Source organism: Brachybacterium nesterenkovii, from assembly GCF_900163655.1.
Lineage (GTDB): Bacteria > Actinomycetota > Actinomycetes > Actinomycetales > Dermabacteraceae > Brachybacterium > Brachybacterium nesterenkovii.
Genome location: NZ_FWFG01000072.1, coordinates 1 through 24668 on the forward strand (window position 1 = coordinate 1; position 24668 = coordinate 24668).

Here is a 24668-nt window from a genome sequence, read left to right on the forward strand (position 1 = left end):
AGTTCTACTCTTTCCTCTTCGTCGGCAGCGTCAGATGTGTATATGAGAGAGCCCCTGAGCCCCGGACCCTCGCCGAGGCCGCCGATCTCGTCGCGACCCCCGACCTCGCCGGCACCCCCGACGGCGCGTTCGGCGCCTACGGCGGCGCGCACCTCCCGCCCCAGCTGGTGGGCCCGATGGCCGAGGTCGCCGCCGCCTACGAGGAGGCGCGGCACGATCCCGAGTTCTTCGCCGAGTACTCGCGCCTGCTGCGCGACGTCGTCGGGCGTCCCTCCCCGCTCACGCCGCTCGACCGGCTGTCCGAGGACCTCGGCGGGGCGCGCATCGTGCTCAAGCGCGAGGACCTGAACCACACGGGCGCCCACAAGATCAACCACACGCTCGGCGAGGCGCTGCTGGCCCGGCGCATGGGCAAGCGCACGCTCATCGCGGAGACGGGCGCGGGGCAGCACGGCGTGGCGCTCGCGACGGCGGCCGCGCTCATGGGACTCGAGTGCGAGATCCACATGGGCGCGATCGACGTGGCCAAGCAGTACCTGAACGTGGTGCGGATGCGCCTGCTGGGCACCCGCGTGGTCGCGGTCGAGCGCGGCGGGCGCTCCCTGAAGGAGGCCGTGGACTCGGCGTTCGAGCGCTACGCCGCCGAGCCCGAGCGCTACTTCTTCGCGATCGGATCCGTGGTGGGCCCGCATCCGTTCCCGACGATGGTGCGCGACTTCCAGACGGTCGTCGGCCGCGAGTCCCGCGCCCAGTTCACCTCCCGCTACGGCGCCCTGCCCGATGCGGTGATCGCCTCGGTCGGCGGCGGCTCGAACGCGATGGGCGCGTTCACCGCCTACCTCGACGATGAGGACGTGCGCCTCATCGGCGTCGAGCCCGCGGGCCGCGGGGAGGCAGTCGGCGAGCACGCGATGACGATGGGCCAGGGCACCGACGGGGTCCTGCACGGCATGGCCACGAAGGTGCTGCAGGACGCAGCGGGCGAGCCGCTGCCGGTCCACTCGATCGCGTCCGGCCTGGACTACCCCGGCGTGGGCCCCCAGCACGTGCGCCTCGCGCAGCTGGGCCGCGTCGAGTACGTGGCCGAGGGCGATGAGGCGGTGCTCGACGCCTTCGGTCGCCTCTCGCGCCTGGAGGGGATCATCCCCGCGCTCGAGTCGGCGCACGCGCTCGCGCACGCGATCCGCCTGGCGCCGACGCTGCCGAGCACCCAGCGCCTGCTGGTGAACCTCTCGGGCCGCGGCGACAAGGACATCGACCACGTCGCCGCGACCATCGACCTGGCCGGGGACGCCGACGAGGTCGTCAGCTGAGCTCGCGCCAGGCCGCCGCGATCTCGAGGAGACGGTCGTTGGCCTCGGTCTCGGCGATGGTGACGCGCACGCCGTCATCGCCGTAGGCGCGGACCACGAGGCCGCGGGCGTCGGCGAAGTCGGCGAACTCGCCGCTGCGCTCGCGCAGGTCGAGGAACACGAAGTTGCCCTGCGAGTCCGGGACCTCCCAGCCCTGGGCGCGCAGGGCCTCGATGACGCGGCGGCGCTCGGCGCGCAGAGCGGCGGCGCGCTCGGCGAGCTCGGCGCGGGCGGCGGGCTGCAGGCAGGCGAGCGCGCCCGTCTGGGCCAGCGAGGCGGCGCCGAAGGGCATCGCGACCTGCGTCAGGGCGCGGGCCAGGCGCGGGTGAGCGACGGCGTAGCCGATGCGCAGGCCGGCGATCCCGTGGATCTTGGAGAAGGTGCGCAGGAGGACCGTGTTGGCGTGCTCGGCGAACAGGCGGGCGGTGTCGGGGGCGACCTCCGGGTCGACGAACTCGCGGTAGGCCTCGTCGATCGCGACCACCACGTCCTCGGGGACGCGGGCGAGGAAGGACTCGATCTGCTCGGTCGTGAGCGCGGGCCCCGTCGGGTTGTTGGGGCTGCACAGGAGGATCAGGCGGGTGCGGTCGGTGACGGCCGCGGCCATCGCGTCGAGGTCGAGGGCGTGCTCGGCCGTCAGCGGCACGCGCACCGAGGTCCCGCCGTGCATCCCGACCAGGATCGGGTAGGCCTCGAAGGAGCGCCACGGGAAGACCACCTCGTCACCGGCATCGACGAGCGCGCGCACGAGGTCGCCGGTCACCGCGACGGATCCGGTGGACACGGCGATCTGGGCGGGGTCGACGCCGTGCTCGGCGCCCAGGGCCTCGCGCAGCGCCCGGGCGCCCATGTCGGGGTAGCGGTTGAGCCCGTCGATCGCGGCGACGAGGGCGTCGCGGACGGCCTGCACGGGCGGGAACGGGGACTCGTTGGAGGAGGCCTTGTAGCGCTGGATGCCGTCATCGGCGGGAGGGCGGCCGGGCACGTACGCGGGGAGGGCGTCGAGCGCGGGGCGGATGCGGATGGTCTCGCGGGGGCTGGGGGCGGCGTCGGCGGGAGTCACGGTCGCCAGCGTAGAGGGAGCCTGCACGCAGTGCAGGGGATTCGGGTGGGAGACTGTGCCCATGCTCCGCGTCCTCGGCCACCTCGTCGTCTCCGCCCTGGCCCTGTGGGTCACCTCGATCATCCTGCCCGGCATGCACCTGGGCGACGATGCCGCGCCGCTGACGACGCAGGCCCTCACGGTGCTGGGCGTGGCCGTGATCCTCTCGCTCGTCGACGCGCTCGTGCGCCCGGTGGTCAAGCTGCTGACCTGGCCCATCACCTGCGTGACGCTGGGGCTGTTCCTGCTGGTCGTCAACGCGCTCATGCTGCTGCTGACCAGCTGGATCGCCGCGCAGGCCTCGCTCACGCTGTCCTTCGACTCGTTCTGGTGGGCGCTCGCGGCCGGCGCGATCATCGGCCTGCTCACGTCGATCGTCGAGGCGATGGTCGACGCCGACGCGGCGGAGTGACCGAGACCTGGCGCAGCGCGTCTGGGACAATGCCCGCATGCCCGAGCAGCAGAGCCCCGCACCCGCCACCAGCCCCGCGTTCCTCCCCCTCGCCGAGGTGGACCCGCCGATCGCCCTGACCCCGCTCGACGGACGGTACCGGGGGCAGGTGGCGCCGCTGGTCGATCACCTGTCCGAGGCGGCGCTGAACCGCTCGCGGATCGTCGTGGAGACCGAGTGGGTCATCCATCTCCTCGACTCCGGCGCGATCCCGGGCCTGCGCACCCTCACCGACGCCGAGCGCGCCCTGCTGCGCGCGATCCCCGCCGAGTTCGGCGCCGAGGGCATCGCCGAGCATGCCGAGATCGAGCGCGAGACGGTGCACGACGTCAAGGCGGTCGAGTACTACATCAAGCGGCGCCTGGCGGGCACGAGCCTCGAGCCGCTCGCGGAGATCGTGCACATCTACTGCACCTCCGAGGACATCAACAACCTCTCCTACGCGCTCATGATCCGCGACGCGGTCCACGACGTGTGGCTGCCCGCGATGACCGAGCTGGTCGATGATCTCGAGGCCCTTGCCCGGGCGAGCGCCGAGGTGCCGATGCTCTCGCGCACCCACGGCCAGCCCGCGACGCCCACCACTCTGGGCAAGGAGATGGCCGTGTTCGTCCACCGCCTGCGTCGCCAGCTGCGCCGCATCGCGGGCGACGAGGTGCTGGGCAAGATCAACGGCGCGACCGGCACCTACGCCGCCCACGCCGTCTCCGTCCCCACGACGGACTGGCAGGAGGTCTCGCGCACGTTCGTCGAGCATCTGGGGCTCACGTGGAACCCGCTGACCACGCAGATCGAGTCGCATGACTGGCAGGCGGAGATCTACGCCGATGTCGCGCGGGCGGGCCGGATCCTGCACAACCTCGCCACCGATATGTGGACCTACATCTCGCTGGGGTACTTCCGTCAGCGCCTGTCGGCCCAGGGCGGCACGGGCTCCTCGACGATGCCCCACAAGGTCAACCCCATCCGCTTCGAGAACGCGGAGGCGAACCTCGAGATCTCCGGCGCCCTCCTGGACGTCCTGTCCCAGACCCTCGTGACCTCCCGCCTGCAGCGCGACCTCACCGATTCCACCACCCAGCGCAACGTCGCCCCCGCGCTCGGGCACTCGCTGCTGGCGATCTCGAACCTGCGGCGCGGGCTCGCCGGGCTGGATGTGGACGCCGACGCGATGGCCGCGGACCTCGATGCGAACTGGGAGGTGCTCGGCGAGGCCGTGCAGTCGGTGATGCGCACGCTCGGCGTCCAGGGCGTCGAGGGCCTCGACAACCCGTACGAGCGCCTCAAGGAGCTCACCCGCGGGCATCGCGTGGACGGGGAGGGCATGCACGCGTTCATCCGCGATCTGCACCTGCCCGAGGCCGAGGAGCAGCGCCTGCTCGCGCTGTCGCCCGCGACGTACGTCGGGTACGGGCCGCAGCTGGTGGAGCACCTGAGCGAGGACGCATGAGCGGTCACTGCTGCGGGGACGTGCCCGTATCGGCGGAGCCCACGACGCTCGGCACCCCCGCCGTGGACGTGCCCGGCACCCCCGACGAGCCCGGCTACCACGACACGAAGAAGGCCTACCTGCGGCGCCTGCGGCTGATCGAGGGCCAGGTCCGCGGGATCTCCCGCATGGTCGAGGAGGACACCTACTGCATCGACGTGCTCACGCAGGTCTCTGCGGTGTCCAAGGCGCTCGAGTCGCTGGCGATGGCCCTGGCCGACGACCACATCCACCACTGCGTGCACCATGCGGCCTCGTCCGGGGATCCGGGCGAGATCGACGCGAAGCTCGACGAGGTGATGGTGGTCGTCAAGCGCCTGCTGAAGTGATGCTCCCCCGTCCCCGTGTCGATCGTGCCCGTGTCGATCGGGCCTGGTTCGATCGGCCCGTGCTCGAGCTCGCCCCGCTGCTGCTGGGCTGCGAGCTCGTGGGACGCGGGGTGCGGCTGCGGATCACCGAGGTCGAGGCGTACCGCGGGAGCGAGGATCCCGGCTCGCACGCCTTCCGGGGGCGCACCGCGCGCAATGCGACGATGTTCGGGGAGCCCGGGCACCTGTACGTGTACCGGCACATGGGCCTGCACTCGTGCATGAACGTGGTGGCCGAGGCCGAGGGCATCGGCCACGGCTGCCTCATCCGGGCCGGGGAGATCGTGGACGGCATCGAGGTCGCCCGGGAGCGCCGCCGTTTCGCCGGGGTGACCCGCACCGATCTCGACCTCGCGCGCGGACCCGGCCGGGCGACCGTCGCCTGCGGCATCACGTGGGCCGATGACGGGCTGGACCTGTGCGATCCCTCCTCCGCCGAAACGCCGGATCCGGCCGGAGGCTTCCGCCTCGAGCCGCCGGATCCGGCGCGCCCCGCACCCATGATCGCGACGGGCCCGCGCATCGGCCTGCGCGAGGAGGCGAGCGATCCTGCGCGCTTCGCATGGCGCTTCAGGATCCGCGGCGATCGGACGGTGTCGGGGCCGGGGCAGCTGAATCGCTGACCAGGGCGAAAGTCCTGCGCATCGCTGGTGCGCGTCCTTAGAGTGGATCCACGGCGCAATGACGCGCCCGACGGCCCGAGAGCAGGCCCGATGCAGCGCCTCTCCCGGACCGTTCCGGTGGCTCCTGCCGCGGAGCCCGACTCGAAGGACAGGCATGACCGTCTCCACGCAGAGCCCTGATCCCACCTCCTACGTCCGCCCCTTCCGGGAGGGCTCGAAGGACGACAAGCAGCTGCTGGGCGGCAAGGGCGCGAACCTCGCCGAGATGACCCGGCTGGGGCTGCCCGTGCCGCCCGGTTTCACGATCACGACCGACGCCTGCCGCTACTACATGGCGCACGGCGAGAATCCCGCCGAGCTCGACGCGCAGGTGGACGCGGCGCTCGAGGACGTCGAGCGGGAGATCGGCCGCCGCTTCGGCGATGTCGCAGATCCGCTGCTGGTGTCCGTGCGCTCGGGGTCGGCCGTGTCGATGCCCGGCATGATGGAGACGGTCCTGAACGTCGGGCTGAACGACGAGACGCTCACGGGTCTGGCCCGCAAGTCGGGGTCGGCGCGCTTCGCCCTCGATTCCTACCGGCGCCTGCTGCAGATGTTCGGCCGCACCGTCCAGGACATCGACGCGGACAGGTTCGAGCACGTGCTGGACCGCGCGAAGGCCGACAAGGGCGTGGCCTCGGACATCGAGCTCGATGAGAAGGACCTCGAGGCCGTCGTCGAGGAGTTCAAGGCGATCATCGAGGCCGAGACCGGGGCGCCGTTCCCGCAGGACCCGCGCGAGCAGCTGCGCCAGTCGATCCGCGCGGTCTTCGACTCGTGGGGCGCTCCCCGCGCCGTCATCTACCGCAATGCCGAGCGCATCAGCCACGACCTGGGCACCGCCGTGAACGTGTGCTCGATGGTGTTCGGCAACCTCGATGACGACTCCGCGACGGGCGTGGGCTTCACCCGCGACCCCGCGACGGGCGCGACCGGCGTGTACGGGGACTTCCTGGTCAACGCGCAGGGCGAGGACGTGGTCGCGGGCATCCGCAACACGCGGCCGCTGCCGGAGCTGGGCGATGTGATGCCCGAGGTGTACGCGGAGCTGTCGGGGATCATGGACACCCTCGAGAAGCACTACCGGGACCTGTGCGACATCGAGTTCACCGTCGAGTCCGGGAAGCTGTGGATGCTGCAGACCCGCGTGGGCAAGCGCACCGCCGCGGCCGCGTTCCGGATCGCGACGACGCTGATCGACGAGGGCGTGATCGATGAGGACGAGGCGCTGCGCCGCGTGAGCGGCGAGCTGCTGACGCGCCTGATGTTCCCGCGCTTCAGCGACGAGGGCGAGCGCGAGCTCGTCGCGCGCGGCATGAACGCCTCCCCCGGCGCCGCGGTCGGCCAGGTCGCCTTCGACTCCGAGGCCGTGGTCGCCAAGGCCGCCGAGGGCGTGCCGACGATCCTCGTGCGGCGCGAGACCAACCCCGACGACCTGGCCGGGATGCTGTCGGCCGCGGGCGTGCTCACCTCCCGCGGCGGCAAGACCTCGCACGCCGCCGTCGTGGCCCGCGGGCTCGGGCGCACCTGCGTGTGCGGTGCCGAGGCCCTCGAGATCGACGAGAAGGAGCGGGTGATCCGCATCGGCGGCGAGGTGATCGCGCGCGAGGGCGACGTCCTGTCGATCGACGGCACCTCCGGCGAGGTGTTCCGCGGCGAGGTGCCGGTGGTCCCCTCCGAGGTCGCGCAGTACCTCGCGGGCGAGGTCGACGGGGATGCCGAGGACGCGACGGACCTGGTGCGCTCGGTGCACCGGATCATGGGCGTGGCCGATCGGACGCGGCGCATGCAGGTGCGCGCGAACGCCGACACCCCCGAGGACGCGGCGCGCGCCCGTGCGATGGGCGCCCAGGGCATCGGCCTGGTCCGCACCGAGCACATGTTCCTCGGCGATCGCCGCCACCATGTCGAGGACCTCGTGCTGGCCGCCGACGGCGATGAGCGCCAGGCCGTGCTCGATCGCCTGCTGCCGATGCAGCGGGAGGACTTCCGGCAGATCATGGAGGCGATGGGAGGGCTTCCCATCACGATCCGTCTGCTGGATCCGCCGTTGCACGAGTTCCTGCCGGATCTCACCGAGCTGATGGTCAAGGCGGCTCGGGCCGATGATGCCGGGGTCCAGCGCACCGAGCGCGAGCAGAAGGTGCTCGACGCGGTGCGGCGCATGCACGAGCAGAACCCGATGCTGGGTCTGCGGGGGGTGCGCCTGGGCCTGACAATCCCCGGTCTGTACGGGATGCAGGCGCGGGCGATCCTCGAGGCGCAGGCCCAGGTGCTCGCGGCCGGGGGCGAGGCGAAGGTCGAGATCATGGTGCCGCTGGTGTCCTCGATCCGTGAGCTGCGGGAGATCCGCCGGGAGATCGACGAGGTCCGCGAGGCGGTCGAGAAGGAGACCGGGTCCGCGGTCGAAGTGCACATCGGGACGATGATCGAGCTGCCGCGCGCGGCTCTGCGCGCCGACGAGATCGCCGAGGACGCGGAGTTCTTCAGCTTCGGCACGAACGACCTCACGCAGACCACGTGGGGCTTCTCGCGCGATGACGTCGAGGCCGGGTTCTTCTTCACCTACAAGGACCGCGGCATCCTGCTGATCAGCCCGTTCGAGTCGATCGACCAGTACGGCGTGGGCGAGCTGGTGCGCATCGGCGCCGAGCGCGGCCGGTCGACGAAGCCGGGGCTGAAGCTCGGGGTGTGCGGCGAGCACGGCGGCGACCCGGACTCGATCCACTTCTTCAACAGCGTCGGGCTCGACTACGTGTCCTGCTCTCCGTTCCGCGTGCCCGTGGCGCGGCTCGAGGCGGGGCGGGCGACGCTCCTGGAGGACGAGTTCGAGATGCATCACTGAGCTGCGGCGCTGAGCTACGGCATCATCAGGGGCGCACCGCGGAGGGTTCTGCGGTGCGCCCCGGCGCGTACGTGGCACTGACGGCACCGATCAGGGTGGGCCGATCATCAGCTCGTCGGATCGCACGCCGCGCGGCCCGCTCGTTCAGAACGTCGGGTCGCCCGCCCACCACGGAGGAGCGCCGTCGCCCGCCTCCCGCGCTCGCCCGGCCTGCCGCCTCAGCTCGGACTGCCGCTCCGTCGCCGTCTGGCGTTCCTGCTCCGCCTGCCGGTAGACGGCCCAGAGCCGGTGGAAGCGCTCGACCATCTCGGGAGTGGTGAGGTCGGTGTCATCGGGAACGGTCACCGTCGCATCGGGCCCGAGGCGCCACGTCGTGGAGCCCGGATGGACGATCGTGTGCGGCGCCGGGACCGGGGACGATGAATGCGCGGGCTCCGCCGACTCCGGCCGCTCCGCGCACAGTGGCGCCTCCGACCCGCGCGGGCGTTCCACTCCCTGCTGTGGCTCCATCCGCTGCCGCACCTCCGACCGATCCTGAAACGCCGAGCGGTCGGGAGGACCAGACCCGGCCGATGTGTCCCAGCGAGGCGGCGCGTCCGCTCGGCACGGCGCGTCCTGTCGAGGCGGTCCAGGCGGTGGCTCATTCCCGGAGTCCGTCTCGCACGCGGCCTGTCCGGAGGCTTCGCTCTCGACCACCTCGATGCCGCCCGGCCGCCGAACCGGGTCGATCCGGCCGGCGGTCTTCATCGCGTGATGCGCGGGGCACAGGTGGTGGAGGTTCTCGATCTCGGTGCGTCCTCCCTCCGCGGGGAAGCGGTGGTCGAACTCCTCGATGTGGTCGGTCTCGCTGGCCCAGGTGACGGCTCGCACGCACCCGGGCACGGTGCACTGGGCTCCGCGCAGGCGCAGGTGCTCTCGCATGGCGGGCGTCGGCCGGTAGCGCTGGGTCGGCAGCGGGAGGAACGCCCCGGTGGTCGGGTCGGTGAGGACGCGCTCCCAGCCGTCGATCCCGGCGGCGAGACCACGGGCCATCACGGCGGGGATCGGGGCGATGCCCTCGATCGTGCCGGGCGCATCGGAGTGCCCGAGCAGCGTCAGGACGGGGACGATCACGTTGAGCCGATACCGCTCGGCAGGGACCTCGACGCCGCCGGTCTCGAGCACGCTGCGAGTGAGGATCGCGTAACGCAGGTCCTTGGGGAGCATGGCGCGACCGCTCTCGGCGACGCTCCCATCGTCGAAGGGCACGGGCAGGCCCTCGGCCAGGGCTGTCCGCTGGGCGGTGCGCAGGGCACGGGCGGCGTCGTCGAGGCGGCGCGAGAGCGAGAGGATCTCCGGAACCGGGCCGGTGACGATGAGCGATGCCGTGCCGTCCGGGCGAGCGAAGGTCTCGACCCGGCGCTGTTCCTCGGGCGTGAGGGAGGGCTCCTCCTGCTCTGCACGGAACCAGGAGACCGCGCGAGACAGCTCCCGGCGGAACCGTTCGGCCGTGATGCCCATGTCCCAGGACGCCACGCGCTCGTCCAGCCGGCCGCTCGCCTCGGGACCGAGTCCCTGGGACTGGCGGAGCAGGCGCGCGAACCACTCGGTGGGCATCGTCCCGCTCTCGAGCAGGGCGAACACGCGAGGGAACAGCTCCACAGCGCGGTGGGCGTCCTCCACCAGGCCATGAGCGCGGCCGCGCGTGGTCCGAAGGGCACAGGCGACCTGGAGCTCGACGATGTCGGCGGGGTCGTCCGTCTCCGCGTCTCCCACAGGCTCCGTCCACAGCGCCGCGAGTGCGCGATGCCGGGCGGCCGCCTCGCGGGATTCCCGCGCGGCATCGTCCCAGAGATGCTGGAGCGCGGCGGAGAGGAGCGGCGAGTCCTGCGCCGCGGCGCGTTCCGGCAGGCTCTCGCGCGTCAGCGGGATCCGGGCGCGGACACGGGAAGACGGACGCGGGCGCGCGGACGGACGCGGGCACATCGACGCACGCTGGCGCGAGTGCTGGGCCGGAGTGTCTAGGGCCGGGTCAGCAGTGCGCGGGTTCATCGGAAGAGCAGATCCGGACACGGCCGCGCTGGCAGGGAACGCCGAAGCGCCCATCGCAGAAAAGCCCGGTGCAGATGAGTCCCGTGAAGCGGAAGCCGGCGCAGACGACTCCCGCGCAGAAGACCCCGGCGCAGAAGTCTCCGGGACGGATCCGGCCGAGCGCCCGTACCGGGCACGGGTTAGATCGGCCTTGCTCACCGTGGCACCCGCGGAATCCGACGCGGACGAGGCGGCGTTGCCGCAGGGCGTGGAACGCCCACGGGAATGCGGATCGTGCACCGCAGTCATGGTCCCAACCCCCTCGTCTTACCGGATGCAGCGGCCTCACGCGAACCGCTTTCGAACACCTGTTCGATACATTCAGCATAGGGTCTCCAGCGCCTCCGCACCATCACAGAACGGTGTCGGTCTCCTGGGATTTTCGACAAAGCTCCACAATCCGAGTTGTCCACAATGCCGCGGGGCGGAGAGTCCCGGCACCGCGCGCTCGAGGATGATGGGCTCGAGCGGCGATGAGCCCGAGCGACGACGGGCACAAGAACCGACAGACCCGAGCAAGGCCGCGCTGGACCGACGACAGACCCGAACAAGGTCGCGCTCGACCCGACGAACACCTCGATCGGCGGCGGCCCAGAGCGACACACGGCCGGCCCATACAAGCCCCGCCCGCCACAGCGCCCGACCGACAATGGAGTCATGCGCACCGATCCCCCGGGCCCGATCCGGACCCTGCATGACACGGAGCTGCGCGAACTCGCGGGCGAGCTCGTCGCTCTGCAGCGGCGTGCGTATCGGGTCGAGGCCGAGCTCATCGGCGACGACCGCATCCCGCAGCTGAGCGAGACCGCCGCCGAGCTCATCGGGGCGGATCTCGTCTGGAAGACCGTGCATGACGACCCGCAGGTGGTCGCAGCCCTGGCATACAGCATCGAGGAGGGTGTACTCGAGATCGACCGCCTCGTGGTCGACCCGGCGTGGCATCGCCGAGGTCTCGCCCGGGCGCTCCTGGCGTCCCTGCCCGCTATGCCGACCACGGTCTCGACCGGGCGGGACAATGCGCCAGCACGGGCGCTCTACGCTTCCCTGCGGTTCACCCACATCGGCGACCGCGAGGTCGCTCCCGGGCTCTGGGTCAGCGACTACGCGCGCGGACGCTCAGGCACTCGGCTGCACTGCTCACCGTCCACCTAGCCGCACTGCTCATCAGCCGCTCGGCCGCACTACTCACAGCCCGGCCGCACCACTCACAGCCCGGCCGCGCCGCTCACAGCACGTACGGCTCCCCGTCCCCGTCGCGCACCATCGGCAGGCCCGCCTCGAACCACTGGTCCATGCCCCCGCGCACGTCGACGGCGTCGTAGCCGTTGCGCTCGAGCCACATCGCGACCTGCCGACTGCGTCCGCCGGAGCGGCACACGAGGTAGACGTCGCCGTCCTCGGGCAGCTCGCCCAGACGCGCCGCCAGCTCGCTCGCGGGCAGGTGCCGAGCCGCCGGCGCATGGCCGGCGTCCCATTCGTCCTGCTCGCGCACGTCGAACAGCTGGGCGTCGGCGGGAACATCGGCGGGGTCCACGGACCGCAGGGAGTCATCCATGGGCACCACGGTAGGGGCAGAGAGCGGGGCGACGGAACCCTTCGTCCCCTCGCCCCGCCGGGCTCGCTCTCCGCGGCGCTGCGCCCCGCAGTGCCGCCGCCCCACAGCCGCGCAGCCGCGCAGCCCCACAGCCGCGCAGCCCCGCAGCTCCGCCTCCCTGCACCGTCCCTCACCCCTGCGTGCGGGCGAGCCTCCCCACGAGCGGCCCGCTCACGGCCACCGACGCCGCCACCAGGCCGAGCGCCGCGGCCGCCGCCGTGATGTACAGCGCCAGCCCGATCAACGGGTCACCGACTCCGCTCATCACCGGCAGGATCAGCACCAGGGCGGAGATCGCCGCGACGATGCCGGCCAGGCTCAGCGGGATCCCGATCTCGGCGAAGCGCGCCCGGTGCAGCTGGGCAACGGTCGCCCCGGCCACGTGCTGAGCGCGCAGCACCTCCCCCTGCTCGAGCAACCGCGCGGTCTGCGTGACCCCGGTGGACACCGCCGCGAGCACGGAGGTGATGGCGAGGGTGAGGTAGCCGCCGGTCGCCAGGGCATGGCCCATGGCCCGTCCGGCCTCGTCCCCGGAGTCGATGCTCAGGCTCGAGATGAGCGTGAGCATCCCCGCGATGATCAGGCCGAACGCGATCCCGGAGACGGCCCGCCAGCCCGCGCGGGGGTCGGCGGCCAGACGACGGGCGCCCACCAGCAGCGCGGGCGTCGGCGCGATCGCCGCGGTCATCCGCGCCACGACCCACACGAGGAACGGCCCCACCAGGTTCACGGACCAGACGACGAGCGCCATGAGGGTCAGCATGATCGCGATCCCGACGGCCGCGTCGAGCCCGGGGATGTAGCTGAGCAGCTTCGAGGCGACGATGAACGCCACGAGCAGCACGACCCACACGACCATGCGGAGGATCGACATCCTCACCGTGCGCGACTGCCGCGCCACGCCCAGCGGGGAGATGCTCACGCCGATGAGTCCGAACGCGCCCGAGGCCACGGCCATGAGCGCCGCCCCGGCCAGCAGTGCCGGGTAGCCCCACCAGGGCAGCAGGAGCTCGCCGAAGCGGAACGGCGCGATCGCGAAGTCGAGCCGCATGAGCAGCGGGATCACGGCGACGTGCAGCCCCAGGCCGATGACGGAGCCGATGAGCGCCTGCACGAGCACGTCGAGGACGGCGACGAGGCCGACCTGGCCGCGGGTGCCGCCGACCAGGCGGACCGCCGCGAGCTGGCGCTCGCGCCGCGAGAGGGACAGGCGGGCGGCGGAGGCGCCGAGGCTCATCGCGCTCGGCACCAGCAGCGCGGTCGCGATGAGCGCGCAGATCATGAGGAAGGCGAGCATGTCATCGCCGCCGGATGCTCCTGCGGCGCTCCCGCCGCCGTCGCCGACAGCGGCGGCACGCGTCATGAACGCACCGAGCCCGCCGAGGACCATCGCGAGCACGCCCGTCGAGGCGGCGAAGGCGAGGATCGGCAGCAGGTCGCCGATGCCCCGACCGCGCCGCAGCATGAGCCGGGCCGCGTGCAGCTGGGCGCTCATGCCCACGCCCCCTCGCGCACCGCGCCCATGCCGCGCGCGAGCTCCGAGCCCTCGCGCGTGAACTCCTGGGCGATGCGACCGTCGCGCATCGCGATGGTCCGCTCGCAGGATGCGGCGATCGCCGGGTCGTGCGTGACCATCACGAGGGAGGCGCCCGCGTCGTGGCAGGCGGCGGTGAGGACGTCGAGCACCGCGCGGCCCGTGCTCTGGTCCAGCGCCCCGGTGGGCTCATCGGCGAAGACGACCGACGGCCGTCCCGCGAGCGCGCGGGCGATCGCGACGCGCTGAGCCTGGCCGCCCGAGAGCTGCCCCGGGCGGCGGTCGTGCATGCCCTGCAGACCCAGGCGGTCGAGCCAGGAGCGAGCATCAGCCGTCGCGGCCGAGCGGCGCGCCCCGCCGAGCATCCGCGGCAGCACGACGTTCTCCAGCGCTGTGAGCTCGGGCAGCAGCTGGCCGTCCTGGAAGACGAAGCCGAACGACGAGCGGCGCAGACGGGTGCACTCCGCGTCGGAGCGGCCCGCGAGATCCCGGCCGAGGTGCAGGACGCTGCCCGATGTCGGGCGGAGCACGCCGCCGAGGATGTGCAGCAGCGTGGTCTTGCCGCAGCCGGACGGGCCCATGATCGCGAGGGACTCGGCGGGCGCGATCGCGAGATCGACGCCGTCGAGGGCGAGGGTCGTCGCGGAGCGGTCGCCGTAGGAGTGGCGCAGGCCGCGGGTCTCGAGGACCGCGCCGGGGCCGCTGCTCCAGCGGGACGGGTGCTCGGCGGGCAGGGGCGAGGGAGGTGCTGTCTGAGCTGTGGTGGACATGTTCCCAGCCTGGCCATGACCAGGCCGGATGCGCGTCGCCCCCGGGATGGAGATCCCGGGGGCGACGTCAGACCGTGGGCGGAGCGGCGCGCGCGATCAGAGTCGCACGCCGCTCCCAGCATTTCACTGCGCTGCGAGCTGGAGCCCTTCGTTGAGTTCGAGGGTTCGCAGCAGGGTCAGCGCGAGCTCGACCGCCTGCACGTCGTCGCTCCCATGCACGTCATAGGTATTCACGTCGCCGCAGACGTCCAACATCAGCCTGGCCGTGCTCTCGTTTGTGGACTCCGCGGGCGTGATCGAGATCTCCGCACGCGGTTGCAGACCGTCACGCTCCGCATAGGTCCTGATCAGCATCAGCAACTCCTCACAGTCATGGAGCCTTCACCACGCCTGGCTTAGCTCTTTCTGTTGATGCCCCCGCTGGGGACCTTCGGCACAGGGTACGAGAGACCTTCACGGCTCGATTGCAAGCACCCGGTCCGAAGCCCCCGCCATGCAAGCAGCCTGCTTAACCATGATTGCCGCCCAACATGCACCACGCGCTTTTGCTCCGGGCATGCGACGGCACTTAGCAGAGTCCCGGACGTACTGTTTGTAACACTGCGACTTCGTGGTCGCGGGGAGGGCACCCGGCGCAACAGCTCCTGCCGCACCGCATCCCCCCGGCGACGCGGAGACTTGCTGCGATGGCGACATGGGGCTCATACCCTCATTTGGCGTAGCCGATGCAGTCCCTCCCACCCCGAGGGAGAGAACCAGCGAGAGGCTGAAAAGCAATGGTTTTAGGACAGACAGCTTCACGACCAACACCCCACTTACTCATGTCCGTTCATCGTCGAACGGATCTCTGCGCACGCTATCCCCCCCCCTCCCGATCGGTCAAGGGAGACGAGTCCATCGGAGCGATAGCTGCCACGTGAACGACGTGACGCGAAGGTTCCGCGTCGCCCCCGGGATGGAGATCCCGGGGGCGACGTCAGACCGCAGGTGGAGCGGCGGGTGCGATCAGAGGCGCACGCCGCCGGCGCGGCTCACCCGAAGCGGCCGGAGATGTAGTCCTCGGTCTGCTTGTTCGCCGGGTTGGTGAACATCTTCTCGGTGTCGTCGATCTCGATGAGCTTGCCCGGCTTGCCGGTGCCCGCGATGTTGAAGAAGCCCGTGCGATCCGAGACGCGCGAGGCCTGCTGCATATTGTGCGTGACGATCACGATCGTGAACTCCTCCTTCATCTCGTGGATGAGGTCCTCGATCGCGAGGGTGGAGATCGGATCGAGCGCCGAGCAGGGCTCGTCCATGAGGACGACCTCGGGGCGCACCGCGATGGTGCGGGCGATGCACAGGCGCTGCTGCTGGCCGCCCGACAGGCCCATGCCGGGCTTGTCCAGGCGGTCCTTGACCTCGTTCCAGAGGTTCGCGCCCTTGAGCGACTTCTCGACGAGCGCGTCGGCGTCGGACTTCGAGATCCGCTTGTTGTTGAGCTTCACGCCCGCCAGCACGTTGTCGCGGATCGACATCGTCGGGAACGGGTTGGGCTTCTGGAACACCATGCCGACGCGGCGGCGCACGTTGACCGGGTCCACGCCGGCGGCGTAGATGTTCTGGCCCTCGATCTCGACGGTGCCCTCGGCGCGGGCGCCGGGGATGACCTCGTGCATGCGATTGAGCGTGCGCAGGAAGGTCGACTTGCCGCAGCCGGAGGGGCCGATCAGGGCGGTGACGCTGCGCGGCTCGATGACCACGTTGACGTTCTCCACGGCGAGGAAGTCGCCGTAGTAGATGTTCAGATCCTCGACGGTGATCGCCTGGGGCATCGGAGGGGTTCCTTTCAGGGGAGCGCGGGCCGGCTCAGCGGCCGGACTTGGGCGCGAAGAAGTAGCTGACCAGGCGGGCGACGATGTTGAGCACCATCACGATCATGATGAGCACGAGCGCGGCGGCCCATGCGCGATCGAAGTTGATCGCCACCGAGCAGGCGTGCTCGATGCCCGTGATCGGGTTGGTGAGCGTGTCGGAGTTGCACACCGCGTTGCCGAGCTTGTACTGGCTGTTGATGAAGGTGGGGAGCGTCTGCATGCGGCCACTGACCATGTTCGTGTTCAGCAGCGGCAGGGCGCCCACGGTGAGCAGCAGCGGGGCGGTCTCGCCGATGACGCGGGCCACCGCGAGCGTGACCGAGGTGGTCAGGCCCGCGATCGCGGTGCGCAGCACGACGCGCACGATCGTGAGCCACTTCGGGACACCCAGGGCGTAGGAGGCCTCGCGCAGGTCCATCGGGACCAGGCGGATCATCTCCTCGCTCGAGCGGACCACCGTGGGGATCATCAGCAGGGAGAGCGCGACGGCGCCCATCATGCCGATGCGGATGCCCGGGTTGCTCGTGACCGTCACGAACAGCGCCAGGCCGAACAGGCCGGCGACGATCGACGGGATGCCCGTCATGACGTCCACCAGGAAGGTGATGCCCTTGCCGAGCACCTTCATCCACCCGGTGCGGGCGTACTCGACGAGGAAGATCGCGGTGAACAGACCGATCGGCACCGAGATGACCGAGGCCCAGAACGTCACCAGCAACGTGCCGACGATCGCGTGCCAGATGCCGCCGGCGTCCATGCCGCCGATGACGCCGGCCATGTCGCCCGTGAGGAAGCCGGGGGCGACCAGGCGCGGGGCGCCGCGGACGATGACCTCCATGAGGAGCGACACCAGGGGGATGAGCGCGAGGCCGAAGGCGCCGAAGACCAGCAGGGACACGAAGCGGTCCGTGGCCCAGCGGCGGCCCTCGCGCACCCGGGAGTAGGCGAAGCCGATGATCAGGTGGAGCAGGTAGCCGAGGACGACCACGCCCGCGATCGACAGCTTGCCGAGGGCGAGCAGGATGATCGCGGCCAGGACGGCGGATGCGAGGCCCGTGAGAGCCAGGTGGTACCAGGGAAGGTGCCGCTCGGACGTCGTGTCGATGCGCGCACGGGCTGCGGGGGCCGCGGTGTGTGCGGCAGGAGTCTCGCTCATGGTCCCGCTCCTCAGCTCTTGGGGCCGCGCGAGACGATCGCGCGGGCGATGGCGTTGATGACGAAGGTGATGACGAACAGCACCAGGCCCGTGAAGATCAGGCGGGACATGTCGATGCCCGTCGACTCGGCGCTCTGGGCTGCGATGTTCGCGGCGATCGACTGGTGCCGGCCGACCTCGAAGATGTGCAGGGAGTAGGTGAAGCCGGGCGACATGACCATGAGGACGGCCATGGTCTCACCGAGCGCGCGGCCCAGACCCAGCATCGAGGCGGAGATGACGCCGGACTTGCCGAAGGGCAGCACGACGGACTTGATCATCTCCCAGCGCGTAGCGCCGAGCGCGAGCGCGGCCTCCTCCTGCAGGCGCGGGGTCTGCAGGAAGACCTCGCGGGACACGGCGGTGATGATCGGCAGGATCATCACCGCGAGGACGACGGAGGCCGAGGCGAGGTTCTTCATCGGCGCCGTGGGCTCGCCCGCGAAGAGCGGGATGAAGCCCAGGTGCTTGTTGAGGAACAGGTACAGCGGCTCGAGGCGCGGCACCAGCCAGACGCCGCCCCACAGCCCGAAGACGACAGAGGGGACCGCGGCGAGCAGGTCGATCAGGTAGCCCAGCGGCGTCGAGAGCTTCCGCGAGGCGTAGTGCGAGATGAAAAGGGCGATGCCCACCGCGACCGGGACCGCCATGAGCAGCGCGAGGACCGCGGCGAAGACGGTGCCGAAGATCAGCGGCCCCGTGTACTCGAGGAGCGAGACGGCATCGGCGCTGCCGGTCAGCTCACGGCTGCCCTCGATCGCCTCGCGCGACTGCAGGCTCAGGAACACCGCGACCGCGGCGAGCGCCAGGAAGATGATGAGGCCGGAGCCGACGCTCAGGGCGGAGAAGATGGTGTCCCCGGCGCGGCGGCCGCTGCCGCTGGCCACTGTCTTGCGGGCCGCGGGCTTGTTCGAGGCATCGATGGTGCTCACAGAGTGCCTTCCTGGAAGGGCGGGGAGGGACGGCGCTGAGGGAGGCCGGGCGCTCCCGGGTCACAGGGACCCGGGAGCGCCCGGCCTCCGCGGCGACTGGATCAGGCCTTCGCCTTGATGGAGTCGATGGACTTCTGGGCGTCCGTCCGCAGGCCCTCGGTGAGCGGGGCCGAGCCGGCGGCCTCCTCAGCGGCCTTCTGGCCGTCCTCGGAGATCACGTAGGAGGCGTAGCCCTTGACGAGGTCGGCGGTCGCCTGGTCCTCGTAGGTGTCACAGGTGATCAGGTAGGAGACGAGCACCAGCGGGTAGACGCCGGAATCGGTCTGCTTGCGATCGATCTCGACGGCGATGTCGCCTTCCTCGCGGCCCTCCTCACGGGGGGAGGCCTCGACGGCCTTGGCCGCGCCATCGGCGGACGGGGCGACGTACTCCTCGCCGATCTTGATCTTGGCGACGCCAAGGTTGCCGGCCTTGGAGAAGTCGGCGTAGCCGATGGTGCCGTCGCCGCCCTCGACCGTGGAGACCAGGCCCGAGGTGCCGTCGCCGGACTGGCCGCCGTCGGTGGGCCACTCCTCGACCTCGCCCGCGGTCCACGCCTCAGGCGCGGTCTCGGAGAGGAAGTGGGTGAAGTTGCCGGTGGTCCCCGACTTGTCCGAGCGGTGCACCGGAGTGATCGCCTTGTCCGGGAGGTTCGCATCCGGGTTGTCGGCAACGATCGCGGGATCGTTCCACTTCGTGATCTGTCCCGAGAAGATCCCGGCCACCGTGGCGGGCGAGAGCTGCAGGTTGTCCACGCCGTCGAGCTTGTAGACGACCGCGATCGGGGAGATGTAGACCGGGATGTCCATGGCCGTGCCGCCCTGGCAGGTCTCGGCGGCCTTCTCCATGTCCTCGGGCTTCATGGCCTCGTCGGAGCCGGCGAACTTCACACCGCCGGAGATGAACTGGTCGCGGCCCTTGCCCGAGCCCACCGAGTCGTAGGTGACCTGCGCCTCGGGGTTCAGCGCGATGAAGTTCTGGGTCCACGCACCCTGCGCGGCCTCCTGCGAGGAGGCGCCCGCGCCGGCGAGCTGGCCGGAGATGGTGCCCGAGGCGGAGGAGCCGGAGTCCGAGGAGCCGGAGCCGCCGTTGGCCGCGGGATCGCCGCTGCCGCCGCAGGCGCTGAGGGCGAGACCGCCGGTGAGGGCGAGCGCGGCGGCCGCCGCGAGCTTGGTGTGGCGAACGTTCACTGCAAGTCCTTTCCGTGGCCGAGGCCAAGGGGTGCGTCCCGGAGTCCGCTCCGGAAGTCGGCTGACGAAGTGTCGTCGCTGACGTTAGAGAGGGCAGATGACGCCCTGGCCCCACGGATGTGAACTCACGGTGAACGTGCGCGGGCACCGGGCGCGCAGGCGCGTCATCGTGCCTGGCAGGGCCGGTTCCGGGGCCTGCGATGCGGTCTCGCGTGACGGAGGTCTCGCCCGGAGCGGGCGCTCCTGTCAGCGGACGCCGCTCACACTCCCGCCGTGCTCTCTCCCATGATGACCGCGAGGATCATACCGCCGTACAGCAGCACGACCCCGGTGATCAGCAGGGTGCCGATGACGCCCGTGGCGAGGCCGGTGATCGCGAAGCCGCGCCCCGCCTTCTGGCCCGGTCCGGTCTCGCGCATGCCCATCGCCTCGAGGATGATCGCCACGGGAGCGGCGAGGATAGGAAGGCCGCACATGGAGCCCAGGGCGAGCGCTGCGATGCCGGTGATCATCGACGCGAGAGCGACCCCGGAGCTGGGCGGGGCCGGGGCGTAGCCGTAGGCGGGCTGGGCGGCATACGGCTGCTGCGGGGCGTACGGCTGTTGCGCGACATACGGCTGCTGCTGCGGGGCATACGCCTGCGGCGCCGCATACGGCGAGGCGTCGGCGGGCGGGGCGTCGGCGGGCTGCGCGTAGGAGTCCGCGGCGTACGCGCCCGTCGCGCTGTCGTCGCCGGTGGAGCCGTCGGACGACGGCTCGGCGTCCGATGCCGAGGAGGCGAACGGGTCGCGCTCCGTCTCGCCGTAGCCGTAGTCGGACGGGTCTGAGGGAGACGCCTCATACGGATTCGTCGCGTACGGGTTCGTCGCATACGAAGCGACCGCGTCCGCGGCGTCGGCGGGCCGGTCCCAGGGCTCCGGAGCGGGGAAGGTCGAGTCGGGCGGCTGGGACATGGCGGGGGCTCCCTGGGACGTCGGCGGTGTCAGCGCCCGTGCTCGGCGGGCCGCCCCAGTGTCCCGTCCAGCGGGCGCGGGGGCAAAGCCGCAGGCCCCCGCCCGGCGCGTCGCGCGCGGCATTCGCCCAGCCGCCGGGCGCGGTCAGCCGATGTTGGGCAGGTGCCTCTCGATCGCGACGACCGTCCCCTGATCGGTCGTGTGCAGCACGAGGGCCTCCCCCGCGGCGAGGAACGGGTTGGAGCGGGGCAGCTCGAGCGCGGCGTCCTTGGTCGCGTGGTCGCGCGCGACGGAGACGACGGTCGGCAGGACGGGACGGTGCGTGCAGACGACGGCCGGACGGGCCGAGCGCAGCACGCGGTCGACGACGGCGGCGGCCCGCGAGGGGCGCTTCTCGTGCGCGGCCTCGGTCAGCGAGTCCTTGGTGCCGATCTCCATCCCGCCGGAGCGGGCGAAGGGCTCGACGGTCGCGACGCACCGCATCCACGGGCTCGTGACCACGGAGCCCGGGGCGTAGGCGGAGATGAGCGGGGGCAGCGCCGCGGCCTGCTTCTTCCCCTTGGAGTTCAGCGGGCGCGTCTCCTCGCCCTTGCGCCACTTGGCGCGCGAGAGGGCGGCGGCATGGCGCTGGATGATGATCGGCACCGTGGCCAGGGTGTCGTCGGCGAGCTGGCGGCGCAGGCCGTCGAGCTGGGCGCGGTCGCCCTCGCGGGTGAGGAGCCGCTCGCACGTGTCGAGGTCCACCCAGCGGACCTCGTCGATCTCGCGCTTGTTCTTCGGGCCCGGCGCGACGCGGGAGCGGACCGTCGCGACCCAGTAGTGGACCATCTTCGTGCGGCCGTCGGCCAGGCGGTACACCGACGGCGGCAGCGGACGGTGCAGACGCACCCGGTAGCCGGTCTCCTCGGCGACCTCGCGGACCGCGGCGGCGGGGAAGGTCTCCCCCGGATCCAGCTTGCCCTTGGGGATCGTCCAGTCGTCGTAGCGGGGCCGATGCACGAGGAGCACCTCGATGCGGTCCTTCTTCTCCCGCCAGACGAGAGCACCGGCGGCGAGGACGGGGGCGGCGCCGGAGGATGCGCGGGGGCTCATCCGCGGCGCTTCCGCAGACGCTGGTGCCGGGCGATGAGCTCGGCCTGGGCGTCCAGCAGCGGCTCGCCCGTGGCGTCGGTCGCATGCCGGGTCCAGGTGCCGTCGGGGCCCAGGTGCCAGGAGGCCGTGGCCTCGTCCGTCTCCAGGTCGATCAGTCCTTCCAGGCGCCGGATGTGCTCGGGGTCGGTGATCTCCACGAGGGCCTCGACGCGGCGGTCGAGGTTGCGGTGCATCATGTCCGCGCTGCCGATCAGCACGCGGGGCGTGCCGCCGCCCGCGAACGCGAAGATCCGCGAGTGCTCGAGGAAGCGCCCCAGGATGGAGCGCACGCGGATCGTATCGCTCAGCCCCGGGACTCCCGGTCTCAGGGCGCAGATCCCGCGCACGACGATGTCGACGGGAACGCCTGCACGGGAGGCGCGGTACAGCGCGTCGATGATCTGCTCGTCGACCATCGAGTTGCACTTGAGCCCGATGCGGGCCTCCCGCCCGGCGAGGTGGTGCTCGATCTCCTGCTCGATGAGCTCGATGAGACCCGTGCGGACGGAGCGGGGCGCCACCAGCAGGCGGTCGAACTCGGTGCGCGGCGCGTAGCCGGAGAGCTGGTTGAACAGGCGCGTGAGGTCCTGGCCGACGCTCTCGTCGCAGGTGAGCAGCCCGAGGTCCTCGTAGAAGCGGGCCGTGGACGGGTGGTAGTTGCCGGTGCCGACGTGGCAGTAGCGCCGCAGGCCGCCCTCCTCCTGGCGCACGGCCATCGACAGCTTGGCGTGGGTCTTCAGGCCGGGGACGCCGTAGACGACGTGCACGCCGGCCTGCTCGAGCTTGCGGGCCCAGGAGATGTTGTTGCGCTCGTCGAAGCGGGCGGTGATCTCGACGATCGCGAGCACCTGCTTGCCGGCCTCGGCCGTGTCGATGAGCGCGTCGACGATCGGGGAGTCGCCCGAGGTGCGGTACAGCGTCTGCTTGATCGCGAGCACGTGGGGGTCCGCGGCCGCCTGCTCGAGGAACGCCTGCACCGAGGTGGAGAAGGCGTCGTAGGGGTGGTGCAGGAGCACATCGCCCTTGCGCATCGCGCCCAGCACGTCGGGACTGGACGCGGTCTCGACCTCCTTGAGCTGCACGTTCGTCGACGGCACGAAGGCCCCGAAGCGCAGGCGCGGCAGGTCGAGATCGGCGAGCTGCGCGAGGCCCCGCAGGTCGAGCGGGGACGGCAGCTCGAAGACCTCGGGGGCGCTCACGTCGAGCTCGCGCACGAGCCAGTCGCGCACCTCCGGGTCGATGCCGCTCTCGAGCTCGAGGCGCACGGGGGCACCGAAGCGGCGGCGCAGGAGCTCCCGCTCGAGGGCATCGAGCAGGTTCTCGGCGTCGTCCTCCTCGATCTCGACGTCGGAGTTGCGCGTGACGCGGAACAGGTGGTGGGCCACGATCTCCATGCCCGGGAACAGGCGGTCGAGGTTCGCGGCGATCACGTCCTCGAGGCCGATGAGCCGCGTCCCCTCCGCCTCGCCGTCGGCCGGGCCCACGGTCACGAAGCGGGGCAGGGCGTCGGGCACCTTCACCCGTGCGTAGCGCAGCTTCGCATCCTCGGGCCCGCCGTCGTACCCGTCCCCCTGCCCGCCCTCATGCTCCTCCGCGGCCCGTCGCAGCTGCACGGCGAGGTTCAGGGAGAGCCCGGAGATGTAGGGGAAGGGGTGGCCCGGGTCCACCGCGAGCGGGGTCAGCACGGGGTAGACGTCGGTCTCGAAGAAGCGGCTCAGCTCAGTGCGCTCGGCCTCGGAGAGCTGGCCCCAGTGGACGATCCGGACATCGGCCTCGCGCTCGAGCAGCGGCAGCAGCTGGTCGACGACAATGCTCCCCTGGTGCACCTGCAGCTCGTGGGCGCGGCGGCGCACGGCCGCGAGCACCTTGCGGGGCGGGATCCCGGCGGCACCGGTGACGGCCAGCCCCGTCTCGAGGCGGCGCTTGAGGCCGGCGACGCGGACCATGAAGAACTCGTCCAGGTTGGACGCGAAGATCGCGGCGAAGCGGAGGCGCTCGAGCAGCGGCGTCGCGGGATCGGCGGAGAGCTCCTGGACGCGCTCGTTGAAGGCGAGCCAGCTGAGCTCGCGCTCGAGGAAGCGGTCGGCGGGGAGGTCGACGGAGGACGGCGCGGAGCGGACCGGGCGCGACTCCTGCGCTGCGCGCGGCGCCTCCGACCGCCCGGTCGCGCCCGGTTCGGGCTCTGAGGCGGTCTCCGGCTCGGGACGCGCCCTCCTCTCGTCCGCGCTGAACTGCACATCGCGCCCCGAGACCTCGAAGCCCATCCGCTCGTACAGGCGCACCGCGCCGGTGCTCGAGCCCTCGACGTACAGCTCGGCCTCGCGGGCGCCGCGCTCCCGCAGGCCGGCGAGCGCCCGGGCCAGCAGGATCGAGGCCAGTCCCGTCCCCTGGGCCTCCGGTGCAGTCGCGACCACGTAGATCTCGCCGACCGGCGATCCGGCCTCGTGCTTGGTCCAGACGAAGGCGAGCAGGCGGTCGTCGCGGCGGGCGACGTGGAAGCCGCGGGCGTCGAACCAGGGCTCGGCCATGCGGGCCTCGAGGTCGGCGCGGGTCATCGAGCCCTGCTCGGGGTGGTCGGCGAAGGCGCGCGCGTTCAGCTCCACCCAGGCATCGGCGTCACGGGCGGCGTCGAAGGCGCCGACCTCGACGCCCTCGGGCACGGGCCGGGGCGCGGCGATCTCCTCGGCCAGGTCGCGGCGCATCGTCAGCAGGGTGCGGGTGGGCACGAGGCCCGCGCCGCTGAGGAGCGCGAGGGCGGGCTCGAGCGCGCCGTGGGCCCAGAAGCGGGCGTCGGGGCGGTGCTCGCGGATCGCCTCGAGCAGCGCGGTGCCGTGGCCGGCGCGGCGGTGGGCGGGGTCGACGGCGCCCTGCGCGGTGCCGTCGGGCAGGACGCTCGCGTACGCGATGGGCCCGTGATCGGCGTCGGGCCCGGGGACGATCAGATGGAGGACGCCGTCGGTGCGCGTCGCGCTGCGCAGCTGGAGGCGCCCGGCCTCATCGACCGGGGCGACGCCGTCGTGGGCGGCGACGCGGTCCAGGAGCGCGGTGACGGCCCGGGCCTGTCCAGGGGTGAGCAGCGGGGTGCGGATCATCGCGCGCGGGGTCCTTCCGGGTGGGGCCGGGGCGTCCAGGTGGGGT

19 protein-coding genes are annotated in these 24668 nt (G+C 71.7%); 6 read left to right on the plus strand and 13 right to left on the minus strand.

The features are described 5' to 3' along the window. Positions 1–1305: 1305 nt before the first annotated feature. Entirely contained in the window at positions 1306–2415 is a 1110-nt protein-coding gene (locus tag FM110_RS08770) for a histidinol-phosphate transaminase (protein WP_234992097.1), read from the minus strand. Positions 2416–2476: 61 nt separating this feature from the next. On the opposite strand from FM110_RS08770, the gene FM110_RS08775 reads away from it, so the two are divergent. The 5 genes from FM110_RS08775 (at position 2477) to ppdK (ending at position 8269) form a co-directional block, all read left to right on the plus strand. Beyond that, entirely contained in the window at positions 2477–2866 is a 390-nt protein-coding gene (locus FM110_RS08775) for a phage holin family protein (protein ID WP_087104392.1), read from the plus strand. Positions 2867–2903: 37 nt separating this feature from the next. Further along, a complete protein-coding gene (gene purB / locus FM110_RS08780; RefSeq protein WP_087104393.1) occupies positions 2904–4355 on the plus strand; it encodes an adenylosuccinate lyase in 1452 nt (483 codons plus the stop codon). Then, entirely contained in the window at positions 4352–4723 is a 372-nt protein-coding gene (locus tag FM110_RS08785; RefSeq protein WP_087104394.1) for a metal-sensitive transcriptional regulator, read from the plus strand. Before purB ends, FM110_RS08785 begins: the two co-directional genes overlap by 4 nt. Next, the gene (locus tag FM110_RS08790) at positions 4723–5385 is read left to right on the plus strand and encodes a DNA-3-methyladenine glycosylase (RefSeq protein WP_087104395.1); all 663 of its coding nucleotides are present in this window, start codon (positions 4723–4725) and stop codon (positions 5383–5385) included. The genes FM110_RS08785 and FM110_RS08790 overlap by 1 nt, the downstream gene beginning before the upstream one ends. 154 nt (positions 5386–5539) lie before the next feature. Then, the gene (gene ppdK, locus FM110_RS08795; RefSeq protein WP_087104396.1) at positions 5540–8269 is read left to right on the plus strand and encodes a pyruvate, phosphate dikinase; all 2730 of its coding nucleotides are present in this window, start codon (positions 5540–5542) and stop codon (positions 8267–8269) included. Positions 8270–8413: 144 nt separating this feature from the next. Here ppdK and FM110_RS08800 read toward each other — a convergent pair whose 3' ends face one another. Continuing rightward, on the minus strand, positions 8414–9910 hold the full coding sequence (locus FM110_RS08800) for an HNH endonuclease signature motif containing protein (RefSeq protein ID WP_143276347.1): 1497 nt from the start codon (positions 9908–9910) through the stop codon (positions 8414–8416). A 1086-nt stretch (positions 9911–10996) separates the two neighbouring features. Here FM110_RS08800 and FM110_RS08805 point away from each other — a divergent pair. After that, positions 10997–11491: a GNAT family N-acetyltransferase gene (locus tag FM110_RS08805; protein ID WP_087104398.1), complete on the plus strand. Its 495-nt coding sequence runs from the start codon at positions 10997–10999 to the stop codon at positions 11489–11491. 73 nt (positions 11492–11564) lie between these two features. Here the strand turns inward: FM110_RS08805 and FM110_RS08810 are convergent, their stop codons facing one another. From FM110_RS08810 to FM110_RS08860, 11 genes are all read right to left on the minus strand, one after another. Continuing rightward, the gene (locus FM110_RS08810) at positions 11565–11894 is read right to left on the minus strand and encodes a rhodanese-like domain-containing protein (RefSeq protein WP_087104409.1); all 330 of its coding nucleotides are present in this window, start codon (positions 11892–11894) and stop codon (positions 11565–11567) included. A 169-nt stretch (positions 11895–12063) separates the two neighbouring features. Beyond that, complete coding sequence (locus FM110_RS08815) at positions 12064–13428, minus strand: FtsX-like permease family protein (protein WP_087104410.1); 1365 nt, start codon at positions 13426–13428, stop codon at positions 12064–12066. Beyond that, positions 13425–14237, minus strand: coding sequence for an ABC transporter ATP-binding protein (locus FM110_RS08820; protein WP_087104399.1), 813 nt, complete (start codon positions 14235–14237; stop codon positions 13425–13427). Before FM110_RS08820 ends, FM110_RS08815 begins: the two co-directional genes overlap by 4 nt. A 123-nt stretch (positions 14238–14360) precedes the next feature. Continuing rightward, positions 14361–14591: a hypothetical protein gene (locus FM110_RS08825; protein WP_087104400.1), complete on the minus strand. Its 231-nt coding sequence runs from the start codon at positions 14589–14591 to the stop codon at positions 14361–14363. Positions 14592–15268: 677 nt separating this feature from the next. Continuing rightward, the gene (pstB, locus tag FM110_RS08830; protein ID WP_087104401.1) at positions 15269–16048 is read right to left on the minus strand and encodes a phosphate ABC transporter ATP-binding protein PstB; all 780 of its coding nucleotides are present in this window, start codon (positions 16046–16048) and stop codon (positions 15269–15271) included. A gap of 34 nt (positions 16049–16082) precedes the next feature. Then, entirely contained in the window at positions 16083–17246 is a 1164-nt protein-coding gene (pstA, locus tag FM110_RS08835; RefSeq protein ID WP_087104402.1) for a phosphate ABC transporter permease PstA, read from the minus strand. Between the two features lie 11 nt (positions 17247–17257). Further along, entirely contained in the window at positions 17258–18217 is a 960-nt protein-coding gene (gene pstC / locus FM110_RS08840) for a phosphate ABC transporter permease subunit PstC (RefSeq protein WP_087104403.1), read from the minus strand. A gap of 101 nt (positions 18218–18318) precedes the next feature. Then, positions 18319–19446 carry a phosphate ABC transporter substrate-binding protein PstS gene (gene pstS, locus FM110_RS08845; RefSeq protein WP_087104404.1) on the minus strand — a complete coding sequence of 376 codons (1128 nt, stop codon included), beginning with the start codon at positions 19444–19446 and terminating at the stop codon, positions 18319–18321. A gap of 260 nt (positions 19447–19706) precedes the next feature. Further along, positions 19707–20399, minus strand: a complete 693-nt coding sequence (locus tag FM110_RS08850) for a DUF4190 domain-containing protein (protein WP_087104405.1) — start codon at positions 20397–20399, stop codon at positions 19707–19709. A 144-nt stretch (positions 20400–20543) separates the two neighbouring features. Next, positions 20544–21491, minus strand: a complete 948-nt coding sequence (locus FM110_RS08855) for an NUDIX hydrolase (protein WP_087104406.1) — start codon at positions 21489–21491, stop codon at positions 20544–20546. Next, the gene (locus FM110_RS08860; RefSeq protein ID WP_087104407.1) at positions 21488–24622 is read right to left on the minus strand and encodes an RNA degradosome polyphosphate kinase; all 3135 of its coding nucleotides are present in this window, start codon (positions 24620–24622) and stop codon (positions 21488–21490) included. Before FM110_RS08860 ends, FM110_RS08855 begins: the two co-directional genes overlap by 4 nt. Positions 24623–24668 lie beyond the last annotated feature (46 nt).

Bases quoted from the DNA above. Each gene is read 5' to 3' on its own strand.
- FM110_RS08790 (WP_087104395.1), top strand. From the start codon at position 4,723: ATGCTCCCCCGTCCCCGTGTCGATCGTGCCCGTGTCGATCGGGCCTGG.
- FM110_RS08850 (WP_087104405.1), bottom strand. From the start codon at position 20,399: ATGTCCCAGCCGCCCGACTCGACCTTCCCCGCTCCGGAGCCCTGGGAC.
- FM110_RS08775 (WP_087104392.1), top strand. From the start codon at position 2,477: ATGCTCCGCGTCCTCGGCCACCTCGTCGTCTCCGCCCTGGCCCTGTGG.
- FM110_RS08855 (WP_087104406.1), bottom strand. From the start codon at position 21,491: ATGAGCCCCCGCGCATCCTCCGGCGCCGCCCCCGTCCTCGCCGCCGGT.
- FM110_RS08860 (WP_087104407.1), bottom strand. From the start codon at position 24,622: ATGATCCGCACCCCGCTGCTCACCCCTGGACAGGCCCGGGCCGTCACC.
- FM110_RS08820 (WP_087104399.1), bottom strand. From the start codon at position 14,237: ATGTCCACCACAGCTCAGACAGCACCTCCCTCGCCCCTGCCCGCCGAG.
- FM110_RS08815 (WP_087104410.1), bottom strand. From the start codon at position 13,428: ATGAGCGCCCAGCTGCACGCGGCCCGGCTCATGCTGCGGCGCGGTCGG.
- pstA (WP_087104402.1), bottom strand. From the start codon at position 17,246: ATGAGCGAGACTCCTGCCGCACACACCGCGGCCCCCGCAGCCCGTGCG.
- purB (WP_087104393.1), top strand. From the start codon at position 2,904: ATGCCCGAGCAGCAGAGCCCCGCACCCGCCACCAGCCCCGCGTTCCTC.
- FM110_RS08785 (WP_087104394.1), top strand. From the start codon at position 4,352: ATGAGCGGTCACTGCTGCGGGGACGTGCCCGTATCGGCGGAGCCCACG.
- FM110_RS08805 (WP_087104398.1), top strand. From the start codon at position 10,997: ATGCGCACCGATCCCCCGGGCCCGATCCGGACCCTGCATGACACGGAG.
- FM110_RS08810 (WP_087104409.1), bottom strand. From the start codon at position 11,894: ATGGATGACTCCCTGCGGTCCGTGGACCCCGCCGATGTTCCCGCCGAC.
- FM110_RS08825 (WP_087104400.1), bottom strand. From the start codon at position 14,591: ATGCTGATCAGGACCTATGCGGAGCGTGACGGTCTGCAACCGCGTGCG.
- pstB (WP_087104401.1), bottom strand. From the start codon at position 16,048: ATGCCCCAGGCGATCACCGTCGAGGATCTGAACATCTACTACGGCGAC.
- ppdK (WP_087104396.1), top strand. From the start codon at position 5,540: ATGACCGTCTCCACGCAGAGCCCTGATCCCACCTCCTACGTCCGCCCC.